Origin of the sequence: Bradyrhizobium sp. A11 (assembly GCF_042077125.1) — a bacterium.
Lineage (GTDB): Bacteria > Pseudomonadota > Alphaproteobacteria > Rhizobiales > Xanthobacteraceae > Bradyrhizobium > Bradyrhizobium japonicum_B.
In genome coordinates this window covers 6,560,639-6,574,737 of sequence record NZ_CP149509.1, presented here as the reverse complement: position 1 = coordinate 6,574,737, position 14,099 = coordinate 6,560,639, and the positions used below count along the sequence as shown (strand labels likewise).

14 protein-coding genes are annotated in these 14,099 nt (G+C 64.5%); 8 read left to right on the top strand and 6 right to left on the bottom strand.

The window, feature by feature from the left end; genetic code table 11:
* Positions 1 to 77 precede the first annotated feature (77 nt).
* The gene (locus tag WI560_RS30905; protein ID WP_375306189.1) at positions 78 to 806 is read left to right on the top strand and encodes an outer membrane protein; all 729 of its coding nucleotides are present in this window, start codon (positions 78 to 80) and stop codon (positions 804 to 806) included.
* A gap of 263 nt (positions 807 to 1,069) precedes the next feature.
* On the opposite strand, the gene WI560_RS30900 is transcribed toward WI560_RS30905, so the two are convergent.
* On the bottom strand, positions 1,070 to 1,612 hold the full coding sequence (locus WI560_RS30900; protein WP_375306188.1) for a MarR family winged helix-turn-helix transcriptional regulator: 543 nt from the start codon (positions 1,610 to 1,612) through the stop codon (positions 1,070 to 1,072).
* A gap of 109 nt (positions 1,613 to 1,721) precedes the next feature.
* Here WI560_RS30900 and WI560_RS30895 point away from each other — a divergent pair, with 109 nt between their 5' ends.
* From WI560_RS30895 to fahA, 5 genes are all read left to right on the top strand, one after another.
* Positions 1,722 to 3,338 carry an FAD-dependent oxidoreductase gene (locus WI560_RS30895; protein ID WP_375306187.1) on the top strand — a complete coding sequence of 539 codons (1,617 nt, stop codon included), beginning with the start codon at positions 1,722 to 1,724 and terminating at the stop codon, positions 3,336 to 3,338.
* Positions 3,339 to 3,359: 21 nt separating this feature from the next.
* Positions 3,360 to 3,587 (top strand): DUF2783 domain-containing protein, encoded by a 228-nt coding sequence (locus WI560_RS30890; protein WP_375306186.1) that lies wholly within the window; start codon positions 3,360 to 3,362, stop codon positions 3,585 to 3,587.
* A 24-nt stretch (positions 3,588 to 3,611) separates the two neighbouring features.
* Positions 3,612 to 4,568 carry an MBL fold metallo-hydrolase gene (locus WI560_RS30885; protein WP_375306185.1) on the top strand — a complete coding sequence of 319 codons (957 nt, stop codon included), beginning with the start codon at positions 3,612 to 3,614 and terminating at the stop codon, positions 4,566 to 4,568.
* A 2-nt stretch (positions 4,569 to 4,570) separates the two neighbouring features.
* Positions 4,571 to 5,917 carry a homogentisate 1,2-dioxygenase gene (gene hmgA / locus WI560_RS30880; RefSeq protein WP_375306184.1) on the top strand — a complete coding sequence of 449 codons (1,347 nt, stop codon included), beginning with the start codon at positions 4,571 to 4,573 and terminating at the stop codon, positions 5,915 to 5,917.
* Between the two features lie 211 nt (positions 5,918 to 6,128).
* Complete coding sequence (gene fahA / locus WI560_RS30875) at positions 6,129 to 7,400, top strand: fumarylacetoacetase (protein WP_375306183.1); 1,272 nt, start codon at positions 6,129 to 6,131, stop codon at positions 7,398 to 7,400.
* A 99-nt stretch (positions 7,401 to 7,499) separates the two neighbouring features.
* Here fahA and WI560_RS30870 read toward each other — a convergent pair whose 3' ends face one another.
* The 5 genes from WI560_RS30870 to WI560_RS30850 form a co-directional block, all read right to left on the bottom strand.
* Entirely contained in the window at positions 7,500 to 7,811 is a 312-nt protein-coding gene (locus WI560_RS30870) for a DUF1272 domain-containing protein (RefSeq protein ID WP_375306182.1), read from the bottom strand.
* 84 nt (positions 7,812 to 7,895) lie between these two features.
* Complete coding sequence (locus tag WI560_RS30865; RefSeq protein WP_375306181.1) at positions 7,896 to 9,011, bottom strand: CaiB/BaiF CoA transferase family protein; 1,116 nt, start codon at positions 9,009 to 9,011, stop codon at positions 7,896 to 7,898.
* Between the two features lie 199 nt (positions 9,012 to 9,210).
* Positions 9,211 to 10,011 carry an FAD binding domain-containing protein gene (locus tag WI560_RS30860; protein ID WP_375306180.1) on the bottom strand — a complete coding sequence of 267 codons (801 nt, stop codon included), beginning with the start codon at positions 10,009 to 10,011 and terminating at the stop codon, positions 9,211 to 9,213.
* 15 nt (positions 10,012 to 10,026) lie between these two features.
* Positions 10,027 to 12,369, bottom strand: coding sequence for a xanthine dehydrogenase family protein molybdopterin-binding subunit (locus WI560_RS30855; RefSeq protein ID WP_375306179.1), 2,343 nt, complete (start codon positions 12,367 to 12,369; stop codon positions 10,027 to 10,029).
* Between the two features lie 83 nt (positions 12,370 to 12,452).
* A complete protein-coding gene (locus tag WI560_RS30850; RefSeq protein WP_028133164.1) occupies positions 12,453 to 12,938 on the bottom strand; it encodes a (2Fe-2S)-binding protein in 486 nt (161 codons plus the stop codon).
* 93 nt (positions 12,939 to 13,031) lie between these two features.
* On the opposite strand from WI560_RS30850, the gene WI560_RS30845 reads away from it, so the two are divergent.
* The gene (locus WI560_RS30845) at positions 13,032 to 13,235 is read left to right on the top strand and encodes a hypothetical protein (protein WP_375306178.1); all 204 of its coding nucleotides are present in this window, start codon (positions 13,032 to 13,034) and stop codon (positions 13,233 to 13,235) included.
* 209 nt (positions 13,236 to 13,444) lie between these two features.
* Positions 13,445 to 13,894, top strand: coding sequence for a carbon monoxide dehydrogenase subunit G (locus WI560_RS30840; protein WP_375306177.1), 450 nt, complete (start codon positions 13,445 to 13,447; stop codon positions 13,892 to 13,894).
* The last annotated feature ends 205 nt before the right edge of the window (positions 13,895 to 14,099 follow it).

Genomic DNA, 14,099 nt, shown 5'->3' with positions numbered 1-14,099 from the left:
CACTAGTAGGGCGACTCATGGGCTATACTGCATCATCAACTACTCGCATTCCATGTTCGAAAATTGGGGAAGATATAATGAAAAAGCTCGCCATCGCCGCTGCCGCTCTCGTCCTCGGCACCGCCGGCGCGTCAGCCGCCGATCTGGCCGCCCGGCCCTACACCAAGGCGCCCGCGCCCGTCGCCGCCGTTTATAACTGGACCGGCTTCTACATCGGTGCGCAGGTCGGTTACGCCTGGGGAGACAACAGCACCCGTGAGTTCACCGATGCAACTGGCCTTCCCACGGGCTTTGTCCAGGGCTTCAACGCTGACGGCGTCGTTGGCGGTGGTCACGTTGGCTACAATTGGCAGTTCGGCCAGTTCGTCTTCGGTCTCGAAGGCGACATCGAAGGCGCCGACGTCAGTGGCGGTTATCGCCTTGGAAACCTCAACGGCACCGATTTCCGGATCGATGCTCAAGCCTCTATCCGCGGCCGCCTCGGCGTCGCTTTCAACAATTCGCTGCTCTACGTGACGGGCGGTGCGGCCTGGGCCGATATGGACCACACCTACGTGCTCGCGAACGCTCTGTTTGAGACCGTCTCCACCACCCGCACCGGCTGGACCGTCGGCGCCGGCTGGGAGTACGGTTTCACGCCCAACTGGTCGGCTCGTGTCGAGTATCGCTACACCGACTTCGGCAACTTCCGGAACAACTCGACCGTGGCGTTCCCCGCCTTCTCGTACGAGCATGATCCGGTGTTCCACACGGTGCGTGCGGGTGTCAGCTATCGCTTCGGCGGCCCGGTGGTCGCGAAGTACTGATCTGGCAAACCTAATCAACATCAACAGCTCAAAGCCCCGGCCTCGTCCGGGGCTTTTTGTTGTCTGGTGGTGATAGCTCATCAGGAGGTCTCGCTTTTGCTTCGCGGCCTTCACACGCGCAGTCATCGGCGGGCCGGGAATGCCTCAATGCGCAGCGAAGCCAGTAGCGGAATCGGGACAGGTTGAAGCAGTGGCCACGTCAGCATTTGGCCCATCGCGGACGTGGGCGTGCTTCGTCGATGTCCGCTTTATGGGCACACGCGTTAATACGCCTGCTTCGCATCCGCCTCTTCGCTGGTCTGAATCAAATCGAGGCTCTGCTCGATCTTGCCGAGCAGCATGGACAACTGCTTGCGCTCCTGCGCCGAGAGACAGGACAGGATCTCGTCTTCACGCCGCAGCAATTGCGGGAACAGTTGCTCGTAGAGGGCGCGGCCCTTCGCCGTCAGTTGCAGGCGGAATTCGCGGCGGTCGGCCGCGTTCTCGACCCGCTCGATCAGATCCTGGTTGAGCAGCGCGGTCACCGCGCGGCTGATGGTGGATTTGTGCGTGCGGGTGCATTGCGCGATGAACTGCGCGCTGCAGGCATCGTTACGGAACCCGAGCGTGGCGATCACGCGCCAGGCCGGGATGTCGAGACCGTGGCGTTCCTGATATTCGACCGCGAGCGCGGAACTGACTTCGGCCGCGAGCCGGTTGAGCCGGAACGGCACGAACTTGAACAGATCGAGCCGCGGCTCTCGCCGCACTGCGGCCTGATCGGCCTCGCGCGCCTTCAGTGCGGTGTCGCTGGATGTCCTCGCCAAGGGAGTGCTCCGAATTCCAGTTGACGGCCGGCCGGCTCCGGTCCAAAATAGTTGCACGTGAGACTATCTAGCAGATCAGTGCTCTCCTGACCAGAGCCGAGGTTAGTGTATGGCGCAACCCACGACGCATCAGGCCAAAGCCCAGTTCGGTTATCGCCGCCATCCCGATCAGGACCGCGCCAGCCAAAGCCCGGCCGAGCATCCGGTCGTGGTTGTCGGCGCCGGCCCGGTCGGGCTGTCGCTTGCGATCGATCTGGCCCAGCGCGGCCAGCGCGTCGTCCTGCTGGATGACGCCGACCGCATCGGCGAGGGCTCGCGCGCGATCTGCTTCTCGAAGCGGTCGCTGGAATATTGGGACCGGCTCGGCGTCGGCGACCGCATGGTCGCCAAGGGCGTGGTCTGGAGCGTCGGCCGGATCTTTCACGGGGAGTCCCAGCTCTACCAATTCAACCTCCTGCCTGAAGACGGCCACAAGCGGCCGGCCTTCATCAATCTTCAGCAATATTACGCCGAGGCTTATCTGGTCGATCGCGTCAGCGAGCTTCCCGAGATCGATCTGCGCTGGCGCAACAAGGTGACGGCGCTGGAGCAGCGCAACGACGGTGTGGCGCTGACGATCGAGACGCCGGAGGGCGCCTATCGCCTGCATGCGCAATATGTCATCGCCTGCGACGGCGCGCGGTCCTCGCTGCGGCAGATGGTCGGCGCCGAGTTCGCGGGGCAGGTGTTCGAGGACCAGTTCCTGATCGCTGACGTCAAGATGACGGCGGAATTCCCGACCGAGCGCTGGTTCTGGTTCGATCCGCCGTTCCATGCCGGCCGCTCCGCGCTGCTGCACAAGCAGCCCGACGACGTCTGGCGCATCGATCTTCAGCTCAATCGCTATGCCGATCCCGTGGTCGAAAAGAAGCCCGAGAACGTGCGGCCGCGGATCGCGCGCATGCTGGGCCACGACAAGTTCGAGTTCGAATGGATCTCGCTCTACAAATTCCAGTGCCGGCGGATGGATCGCTTCATCCACGGCCGCGTGATCTTCGCCGGCGATTCCGCGCACCAGGTTTCGCCGTTCGGTGCGCGTGGCGCCAATTCCGGGCTCGAGGACGCGGAAAATCTCTCGTGGAAGCTCGACCGCGTGCTGCGCGGCACGTCGCCTGCGAGCCTGCTCGAAAGCTATCATGCCGAGCGCAGCATGGCGGCCGACGAGAACATCCGCCAATCCACCCGCTCGACCGATTTCATGGCGCCGAACTCGCATCAGGAAGCGCGGCTGCGCAAGGCGGTGCTGTCGCTCGCCAAGGAGACCGAGTTCGGCAAGCGAATGGTCAATGGCGGCCGGCTGTCGGTGCCGTGCAGCTACGACTCCCCGTTGTCGTCGCCGGATGCCGATGCCTGGCACGGAGGGCCTCCTCCCGGCTGTTCCATGCTCGATGCGCCGATCGCCGGGCAGGCCTACCTGACGGATGCATTCCGCAAAGGCGGAACGGACTTCACCCTGCTGTCGTTCAGCAATGGTGCCGCAATCGATCCGCCCGCCGGCGTCAAGGCGATCCGGATCGGCGGCGAGGGAGGGCTTGCCGATCCCTCCGGCCTCGTCGCCAAGCGCTATGATGGCGAGCCCGGCACGGCCTATCTGCTCAGGCCCGACGGTTACGTCACGGCGCGCTTCCGCCATCCGACGCGCGAAGCCGTCGCTGCGGCGCTGTCGCGCGCCCAAGGTTTGAATTGACGGCTTGAATCGAGGTCTTGCATGCCGCTCTCCACCGACTCCAATTTCGCGCGGCCTGACGATGCCTTTCGCGCCGTCGTCGAAGCGCATCGCGGGCTCACCGAGGAGCAGAGCGCCGATCTCGACGCGGCGCTGGTGCTGATCCTCGCCAACCATATCGGCGACATCGACGTGCTGCGCGAGGCGATCGGGCTCGCCAAGCGCCGCATGATCGACGGCCAGCAGCAGCAGCAACAACAGCAGCAATAACCTCAGGACTCAAAGGACGAATTGATGGCGAAGAACTTCGCATCCACCGGCGATCTCGCCGAGAAGAAGATCACCTTCTCCGAGATCGGCACCGATCTCTATGCCTTCACCGCCGAGGGCGACCCGAACACGGCCGTGATCGTCGGCGACGACGGCTGCCTCGTGTTCGACGCGCAGGCGACGCCGGCGATGGCGAACAAGGTGATCGAGCGCGTGCGCGCGGTCACCGACAAGCCGATCAAATATGTCGTGCTGTCGCATTATCACGCCGTGCGGGTGCTGGGGGCCTCCGCCTACAAGGCGCAGGGCATCGTCGCCTCGCAGGAGACCTATCGGCTGATCGCCGAGCGCGGCAAGCAGGATTGGGATTCCGAATACGGCCGCTTCCCGCGCCTGTTCCAGGACGCGCAGAGCATCCCCGGCCTGACTTGGCCGACGCTGACCTTCGAAGGCGAGATGACGATCTACCTCGGCAAGCGCGAGGTGCGCTTGATGCAGCTCGGAGCCGGCCACACCTCGGGCGACATCGTCGCCTGGGTGCCGGATGCCGAGGTCATGTTCTCCGGCGATCTGATCGAATATCACTCGGCCTGCTATTGCGGCGATGCGCATTTGCGCGAATGGCCGATGACGCTGAACGAAATCCGCAACTTCAATCCCAAGGCCATCGCGCCGGGCCGCGGCGACGCGCTGAAGGGTACGGCCACGGTGCGCGAGGCCATCGCGATGACGCGCGATTTCGTCACCTCGCTCTACGGCGCCGCCGAGATCTCCGTCGCCAGGGGCCGCAGCTTGAAGGAATCGATGGCGGCGACGCGCGAGGTGATGGATCCGAAGTTCTCCAGCTTCGCCATCTACGAGCACTGCCTGCCGTTCAACGTGTCGCGCGCCTATGACGAGGCGTCGGGGATCGACGATCCCGTGATCTGGACCGACAAGCGCGACCAGGAGATGTGGGCTGCCCTGCAAGGAGGAGGATAGTCATGAACATCAACACCTCGCCCGATCAGATCATCCGCAGCTCGGCGCAGGTGACGCCGGGCTACATGTCCGGTTTCGGCAACAGCTTTGAGACCGAGGCGCTGCCCGGCGCGCTGCCGATCGGGCGCAACTCGCCGCAGCGCTGCGCCTACGGACTCTATGCCGAGCAATTGTCCGGCTCGCCCTTCACCGCGCCGCGCGGCAGCAATGAGCGCTCCTGGCTCTACCGCATCCGCCCCTCGGTGAAGCATTCGGGACGGTTCGAGAAGGTCGATGCCGGGCTGTGGCGCTCGGCGCCGTGCCATGAATATGATCTGCCGATCGCGCAGCTGCGCTGGGATCCGACGCCGCTGCCGAAGGAGGACGTCACCTTCGTGCAGGGCGTGCAGACCATGACGACGGCCGGCGATGTCAACACGCAAGCCGGCATGGCCGCGCATGTCTACCTCATCACCAAGTCGATGGTGGACCAGCATTTCTACAATGCCGACGGCGAGCTGATGTTCGTGCTGCAGCAGGGCAATCTTCGGCTCGTCACGGAGTTCGGTCGCATCGATGCCGAGCCCGGCGAGATCGTGGTGATCCCGCGCGGCGTCAAGTTCCGCGTCGAGATCCCGAATGGGCCGGCGCGCGGCTATCTCTGCGAGAATTACGGCGGTGCCTTCACGCTGCCGGAGCGCGGGCCGATCGGCGCCAATTGCCTCGCCAATGCGCGCGATTTCCTCACACCGGTGGCGCATTACGAGGACAAGGACACGCCGACCGAGCTCTACGTGAAATGGGGCGGCGCGCTGTTCAGGACGCAGCTCGGCCATTCGCCGATCGACGTCGTCGCCTGGCACGGCAATTACGCGCCTTACAAATATGATCTGCGTACCTTCTCGCCGGTCGGCGCGATCGGGTTCGATCATCCCGATCCCTCGATCTTCACCGTGCTGACCTCGCCGTCGGAGACCGCGGGCACCGCGAATATCGATTTCGTGATCTTCCCCGAGCGCTGGATGGTGGCCGACAACACTTTCCGCCCGCCCTGGTACCACATGAACATCATGAGCGAGTTCATGGGCCTGATCTACGGCGTCTACGACGCCAAACCGCAAGGCTTCGTCCCCGGCGGCATGAGCCTGCACAATTGCATGCTGCCGCACGGCCCCGACCGCGACGCCTTCGAGCACGCCAGCAACGGCGAATTGAAGCCGGTGAAGCTGACCGGCACCATGGCCTTCATGTTCGAGACCCGCTACCCGCAGCGCGTCACCGCCCACGCGGCCAACGCCGCCACGCTCCAGGACGACTACGCGGATTGCTGGAAGGGCCTGGAGAAGAAGTTCGACCCGAGCAAGCCGTGATGCCTCTTACCCTCCCCTGGAGGGGGAGGGTCGCTACGCATGCAGCGAAAGCGGAATGCGTAGCGGGGTGGGGTGACGGTCTCTCCGCAAGGAAGACTGCCCGTGTTGAGAGATCACCCCACCCCGTCTCATATTTCGCTGCGCTCAATGTGAGCCGACCCTCCCCCTCCAGGGGAGGGTGACACCGTCACCGCTGCGCCACAGGAAACCCATGCCCCACCCCAACGACCCCAGCCTGCGCTCCTTCATCGAGGTCGATCCTTCCTCCGACTTCCCGATCCAGAACCTGCCTTACGGCGTGTTCTCGACCGCGGTCAATCCGACCGCGCGCGTCGGCGTTGCGATCGGCGATTACGTGCTCGATCTCTGGGTGCTCGAGCAGGATTCCCGGCTCGATGTCGGTCCGCTCGGCGTGTTCTCCGGAGCGTCGCTCAACCCCTTCATGGCGCTGGGGCCGAAGGTCTGGGCAAGGACACGGGCACGGATCAGCGAGCTGTTGCGCCACGATCATCCAGAGCTGCGCGACAACGAGGAGCTGCGCAAGCAGTCGCTGGTGCCGATGCGCGATGCCAAGCTGCATCTGCCCTTCGCCGTCTCCGGCTACACCGATTTCTATTCCTCGAAGGAGCACGCCACCAATGTCGGGGTGATGTTCCGCGGCAAGGACAATGCGCTGCAGCCGAATTGGCTGCACATGCCGATCGCCTATAACGGCCGTGCCTCCACCGTCGTGGTCTCCGGCACCAAGGTGAAGCGCCCGCGCGGGCAGCTGAAGCCGCCCAATGTGGAGGTGCCGAGCTTTGCGCCGTGCAAGCGGCTCGACTTCGAGCTGGAGATGGGAGTCGTGATCGGCCAGCCCTCGCCGATGGGCGGCATGCTCAACGAGCAACAGGCGGAGGAGATGATCTTCGGCTTCGTGCTGCTCAACGACTGGAGCGCGCGCGACATCCAGCAATGGGAATATGTGCCGCTCGGCCCGTTCCTCGCCAAGGCCTTCGCGACCTCGATCAGCCCGTGGGTGGTGACGCGCGAGGCGCTGGAGCCGTTCCGGCTGAAGGGGCCGGAGCAGGAGCCGGTGCCGCTCGATTATCTCAAGCAGAGCAAGCCGCAGAACTACGATGTCGAGCTCGACGTCGCCTTGCGCGCCGCCGGCGCCAACGCGCCCGCCAGCATCAGCCGCACCAATTTCAAGTACATGTACTGGTCCTCGGTGCAGCAGCTGATGCACCACGCCTCCTCAGGCTGCGCCATGAATGTCGGCGATCTCCTCGGCAGCGGCACCATCTCCGGCCCGGAGAAGAACCAGCGCGGCAGCCTGCTCGAGATCAGCTGGAACGGCACCGAGCCGGTTGAGCTTCCCGGCGGCACCAGGCGCTCGTTCCTGGAGGACGGCGACAGCCTCATCATGCGCGGCTGGTGCCAGGGCAAAGGCTACCGCGTCGGCTTCGGCGAGGTCGAGGGGACGATTCTGCCGGCGGAGTAGGCCGCGCGCGAGGTCTCGTAGAGTGGGCAAAGCGAAGCGTGCCCACGCTGTCTGTCACGTGGGCACGGCGCAAGAGCGCCTTTGCCCACCCTACGAGACCTAGCGCTTGTCTGGCGGCACGTCCTTGATCCGCGCGCAATGCGCGGCGACGTCCTCGAGGCTGTATTTCAGATGCACCCGCTTGTCGGACGGCGTCTGCTTCGCGGTGCAGACGCCCGGCCGCCATTCCTGCGCCGGTCTGATCGGGCGCGGCGCAAAGCCGCCGCCGCAGTTCGGGCAGACATTGGACAGCTTGGTCTCGACGCAGTCCGCGCAGAACGTGCATTCGTAGGAGCAGATCCGCGCGTCCGTCGCGGTTGGCGGCAGGTCGCGGTCGCAATATTCGCAGTTCGGCCGAAGCTGGAGGGCCATGGCAAATCTCCGGGATCGACCGCGATCATCGCAGATCGTGCGCGGATCGCGAATGACGTAGTTCCCTCGATTTCCGCCGGGCCCTCAGGAGCGTGCCGTCTTCCAGGCTTGCGCCACCGCGGCGATCTCCGCCGGCTCCGGCTCGCGCACCGCCGAAGGCGTGCGCGAGAAGCGCGGCGCGGGACCGGGCTGCTTCACGCCGTGGCGCTCGATGAACACGTTGCGGGCGACCATGTGCGGATGCCTTGTCGCCTCCGACATGGTCAGCACCGGCGCGAAGCAGATGTCGGTGCCTTCCATGATCTTGCACCAATCCTCGCGCGTCTTGCTCTTGAACACCGCCTTGAGCTTCTCCTTCAGCGCCGGCCACGCCTTGGGATTCATCTGCGCGTCGAAATCGGCGTCGGTCAGGCCGGCGTGCTGGCGCAGCAGCGCGTAGAATTGCGGCTCGATCGAGCCGATCGAGATGAAATGACCGCAGGCGCATTCATAGACGCCGTAGAAATGCGCGCCGCCGTCGAGGAAGTTCTGGTCGCGCCCCTCGGTCCAGCGCCCCATATTGGTCATGTCGAAGAAGAACGACATCAGCGAGGCCGCGCCGTCGCACATGGCGGCGTCGACGACCTGGCCCTTGCCTGATCTCTGCGCGTCCAGCAGCGCCGCGAGCACGCCGACGACGAGATAGAGCGCGCCGCCGCCGAAATCGCCGACCAGATTGAGCGGCGGCACCGGCGCTTCCTTCGTGCCGATGGCGGCGAGCGCGCCGGTGATCGAGATGTAATTGATGTCGTGGCCGGCGGCGTTGGCGAGCGGGCCGTCCTGGCCCCAGCCGGTCATGCGGCCATAGACCAGCTTGGGGTTGCGCGCGAGCACGATGTCGGGCCCAAGGCCGAGCCGCTCCATCACGCCGGGCCGAAAACCTTCGACCAGCGCATCGGCGCTCGCGAGCAGATCGAGCACTTGCGCGATCGCCGCCTTGTCCTTGAGGTCGAGCTCGATCACCTTGCGACCGCGACCCGCGACCGACTTCATGTTCTTCTTCGCACCGACGCGGTCGAGCGTGACGACGTCGGCGCCCATGTCCGCCAGCATCATGCAGGCGAACGGGCCGGGCCCGATGCCGGCGAATTCGACGATGCGGAAGCCCGAGAGCGGGCCGGAGCTGCGGACGGTCGAGGTGGGGGCTGGTTTGTCGAGCACGTTGTTGTTTCCTCGGGTCGCGGGCGCATGCGCCTGATGCGGCAATCGCCTCTGACGTTTCTTCTGTTGAGCGAGTTAATCGGCCGATTAACTTTTCTCGCCTTCGCGCCAGCGAGGCAAGCGGTTTTCATGCCGCATGGTCAAAATAAAACGGCGCGCACCGAAGTGCGCGCCGCGGAAAATTTGTGTCGAGACGCTATCAGCGCGCAGCGGTCACCGCGCGCTGCGCCATCACCTTGACGAGATTGGCGCGATACTCCGCGGTGCCGTGGATATCGGCCAGCAATCCGTTCGCCGAGATGCTGACGCCATCGATCGCTGCCGGCGACCAGTTCGCCTTCAGCGCGGCTTCGATGGCGGGGACCCGCATCACGCCGCTCTGCGAGGCGCCGGTCGCGGCGACGCGAACCTCGCCCGCCTTGGTCTGGGCCACGAACACCCCGGTCAGCGCGAAGCGCGAGGCCGGATGGCGCATCTTCTCGTAGCCCGCCTTTGCCGGCACCGGGAACGACACGGCGGTGATGATCTCGCCGTCCTCCAGGGCCGTGGTGAACAGGCCCTTGAAGAAGTCGTCCGCCGCGATCGACCGCTTGTTGGTCTTGACGGTGGCGCCGAGCGCGAGCAGCGCGGCCGGGAAGTCCGCGGCGGGATCGTTGTTGGCAATCGAGCCGCCGATCGTGCCGCGATAGCGTACGGCAGGGTCGCCCAGCACCGAGGTGAGATGGGCGATCGCAGGGATAGCTTTCTTCACGTCGGCATTTGTCATGATGTCGTAATAGGTGGTGGCGGCCTTGATGGTCAGCGTGTCGCCCGACAACTCGACGCCCTGCAGCTCCTTGATCTTGCCGAGGTCGATGACGTCGGAGGGGCTTGCGAGGCGCTGCTTCATCACAGGCAGCAGCGTCTGGCCGCCGGCAAGGAATTTCGCTTCGCTGCTCTTGCCGAACAGGCTGACGGCCTCGTCGACCGAGGAGGCGCGATGATAGGTGGTCTGGTACATCTTTGATGCTCCCTCTTAAGCCGCGTGGATCGTGCGCCACACCCGGTCAGGGGTCGCGGGCATTTCCAGATTGTTCTTGCCGATCGCATCCGTGATCGCGTTGATCACGGCCGCGGACGCCCCGATCGCGCCGGCCTCACCGCAACCCTTGATGCCCAAGGGATTGCCCGGACACAGCGTCGTGGTGTGGGAGAGGTTGAAGGAGGGCACGTCGTCGGCGCGCGGCATGGCGTAGTCCATGAACGAAGCCGTGACCGGCTGGCCGTTGGCATCGTAGATCGCATGCTCGAGCAGGGCCTGTCCGATGCCTTGAACAAGGCCGCCATGGACCTGGCCTTCGACGATCATCGGGTTGATCAGCCGGCCGAAATCGTCGGCCGCGACGAAGTTGACGAAGGACGTCTTGCCGGTGCCGGGATCGACCTCGAGCTCGCAGATATAGGTGCCGGCCGGGAAGGTGAAGTTGGTCGGGTCGTAGAAGGCGCTCTCCTTCAGGCCCGGCTCCATCCCGTCAGGCAGATTGTGCGCGGTGTACGCCGCGAGCGCGACCATCGGCAGGGCGATCGCCTTGTCGGTGCCGGTCACCTTGAACTCGCCGTTCTCGATGACGATGTCGGCCTCGGAAGCTTCCAGCGCATGGGCTGCAATCTTCTTGGCCTTCGCTTCCATCTTCTCCATCGCCTTCAGGATCGCGGTAAGGCCGACGGCGGCCGAGCGCGAGCCGTAGGTGCCCATGCCGAACTGCACCTTGTCGGTGTCGCCGTGGACGATCGAGACCTGGCTGATGGGAACGCCGAGGCGCTCCGCGACGAGCTGGCAGAACGTGGTCTCGTGACCCTGGCCGTGGCTGTGCGACCCCGTCAGGATCTCGATGGTGCCGACCGGATTGACGCGCACCTCGGCCGATTCCCACAGGCCGACGCCGGCGCCCAGGCTGCCGACCGCCTTCGACGGCGCGATGCCGCAGGCCTCGATGTAGCAGGACACGCCGATGCCGCGCAGCTTGCCGTCGGCTTTCGCCTTGGCCTTGCGGGCGGGGAAGCCGGCATAATCGATCGCCTTCATCGCGGCATCGAGCGAGGCGTTGAAGTCGCCGGTGTCGTAGGCCATGATCACGGGCGTCTGGTGCGGGAATTGGGTGATGAAATTGGTCCGCCGCAGCTCGGCCGGATCGACCTTGAGCTGCCGGGCCGCCGTTTCCATCAAACGTTCGATCAGATAGCTGGCCTCGGGACGGCCTGCGCCACGATAGGCGTCGACCGGCGTGGTATTGGTGTAGACCCCGATCACCTCGGCATGGATCGCCGGGATGTTGTACTGGCCCGACAGCAGCGTCGCGTAGAGATAGGTCGGCACCGAGGACGAGAACAGCGACATGTAGGCGCCGAAATTGGCGTAAGTCTTCACCTTCAAGCCGACGATCTTGTTGTTGGCGTCGAACGCCATCTCGGCATGGGTGACATGGTCGCGGCCATGCGCGTCGGTGAGGAAGGCCTCGGTGCGGTCGCCGGTCCATTTCACGGGACGGCCGACCTTCTTCGAGGCCCACAGCGCCACCATCTCCTCGGGATAGATGAAGATCTTGGAGCCGAAGCCGCCGCCGACATCGGGGGCGATCACGCGCAGCTTGTGCTCGGGCGCGATGTTGTAGAACGCCGACAGCACGAGGCGGGCGACGTGCGGGTTCTGCGAGGTCGTGTAGAGCGTGAAATGCTCTTCCGCCGCGTCGTAATCGGCGATCGCCGCCCGCGGCTCCATGGCATTGGGGGCGAGGCGGTTGTTGGTGACGTCGAGCTTGACCACATTGGCGGCCTTGGCGAAGGCCGCATCGGTGGCGCCCTCGTCGCCGATCACCCAGTCATAGACCTGGTTGCCGGGCGCTTCGGGATGAAGCTGCGGCGCGCCAGATTTGATCGCGGCCTGGACGTCGGCGACCGCGGGAAGCTCTTCATAATCGACGACGACCGCTTCCGCGGCATCGCGCGCCAGATTCTTGCTTTCGGCGATCACGACCGCGACGGCCTGTCCGACGAAGCGCACCGTCTCCGGCGCCATCGCCGGCCATGCGCCCATCTTCATCGGGCTGCCGTCCTTGGAGGTGATGGCCCAGCCGCAGATCAAATTGCCGACCTTGTCGTCGACGATCTCTCGGCCCGTGAGCACCGCGACCACGCCCGGCATCTTCAGCGCGGCGGACGAATCGATCTTCTTCACCTTGGCGTGGGCGTGCGGGCTGCGGATGAAATGGGCATGGGTCATGCCCGTCAGCTTGATGTCGTCGACGTAGCGGCCCTTGCCGGTGATGAAACGCTTGTCTTCCTTGCGCACGACGCGCGCGCCGATACCTTCAACACCCATGTCTGGTCCTCCCGACCGGAAATTTTATGGCTGCGCTTTCCTTCGAAAGCCGCAGGCGGATTCTTCTTTCGAGGCGCGCCGCTTTACTCGGCCGCCTGCGAGACCTTCATGCGCCCGGCTGCATCCAGCACTGCCTTGACGATGTTGTGGTAGCCGGTACAGCGGCAGATATTGCCTTCCAGCTCGCTGCGGACGGTGGCTTCGTCGAGCTGACCCCCATGGCGATGCACGATGTCGATCGCCGACATGATCATGCCCGGCGTGCAATAGCCGCATTGCAGGCCGTGATTGTCGCGGAAGGCGGCCTGCATCGGGTGCAGCTCGTCGCCCTTGGCGATGCCCTCGATGGTGGTGATGGTGGCGCCGTCGGCCTGGCCCGCCAGCATGGTGCAGGATTTCACCGCCTTGCCATCCATATGGACCACGCAGGCTCCGCACTGGCTGGTGTCGCAGCCGACATGGGTCCCGGTGAGGTTGAGGTGATCGCGCAGAAGCTGGACCAGCAGCGTGCGGTCCTCGACATCGACGGCAACGGCCTTGCCGTTCACCGTCAGTTTGACTGTAGACACTTGAAGTCCTCCCAAAGTGATTTTGATTGGTTCTAATTAGAGACAGCGCAACGGAACTTTGCAACTGGCATTTTGATGATCCGGCGTCACGGAGTGGTCATCGTCGCGGCGCGCGATTCGGTCATGACGCTGCAAGCCGTCGCCAACACGTGGCGCGGCCGCAAGCCAGGTCTGGAGAGTTCGGCATCGCCTCCTCGGCAATATCGCAGCGTCGATGCCGCGTATCTCCGCCGCTTGCGCGCGAGTTCAGCCCTGTCGCACGTCGTTCTCCCCTCGCTGTCTTGTTCCTTGGCGTGAATAGGAGCACGTGCCCGCGGCTTTGTAATCGCGATCTTGGTAGTATACGGCTGAAATCTAAGTAATTGATTTTGCTGTTGATATTTTCAGGTGACGGACATTGTGCCCCGCCGTTCGCACGGCGTCCGCTCGCCTCCTACTTCCTGGCGATTGTTCGACGGCTTGTGCCGCCCTATCCGCGCTGGCCAAGCACAATGGAGGGTGGAACGATGCAGATGAACGACAGCCAGCGCATCCCGGCGTCGAAAGCGAAGGTCTGGGCCGCGCTCAACGATCCCGAGATTCTGAGACGCTGCATTCCCGGCTGCCAATCGCTGGAGATGACCTCGCCCACGGAGATGACGGCCATTGTGGTGCTGAAGGTCGGCCCGGTGAAGGCGACGTTCAGCGGCAAGGTCACGCTGACCGATATCGATGCGCCCCACGGCTACCGCATCGTCGGCGAGGGCGCCGGCGGCGTCGCCGGCTTTGCCAAGGGCGGCGCGAAGGTCAGGCTCGCCGAAGAGACGCCGGACGTCACCATCCTGCATTACGAAGCCGACGCGCAGATCGGCGGCAAGCTCGCGCAGCTCGGCGCGCGGCTGATCGATTCGACATCGCGAAAACTTGCCGCGAGCTTCTTCGACAACTTCGCCGCATTGGTAGCGCCGTCATCGTGACCGATGCGCGGGCGGAGGCGGTGTGCTGCCTGAATTCGATTGCGCGTTTCGAGCTGCAAAACAAGGCCAAGACGCGAGGCGCGACAACGAGATGAGCGGCGAAAGCCGCCAATGATTTGCACTACTACCTTCCGCCTATACTAAGCGCGAGAAGCCGATGCTGTAATTTCCAACGATGGTTCGCAGACTAACTGCGCATCGCGAG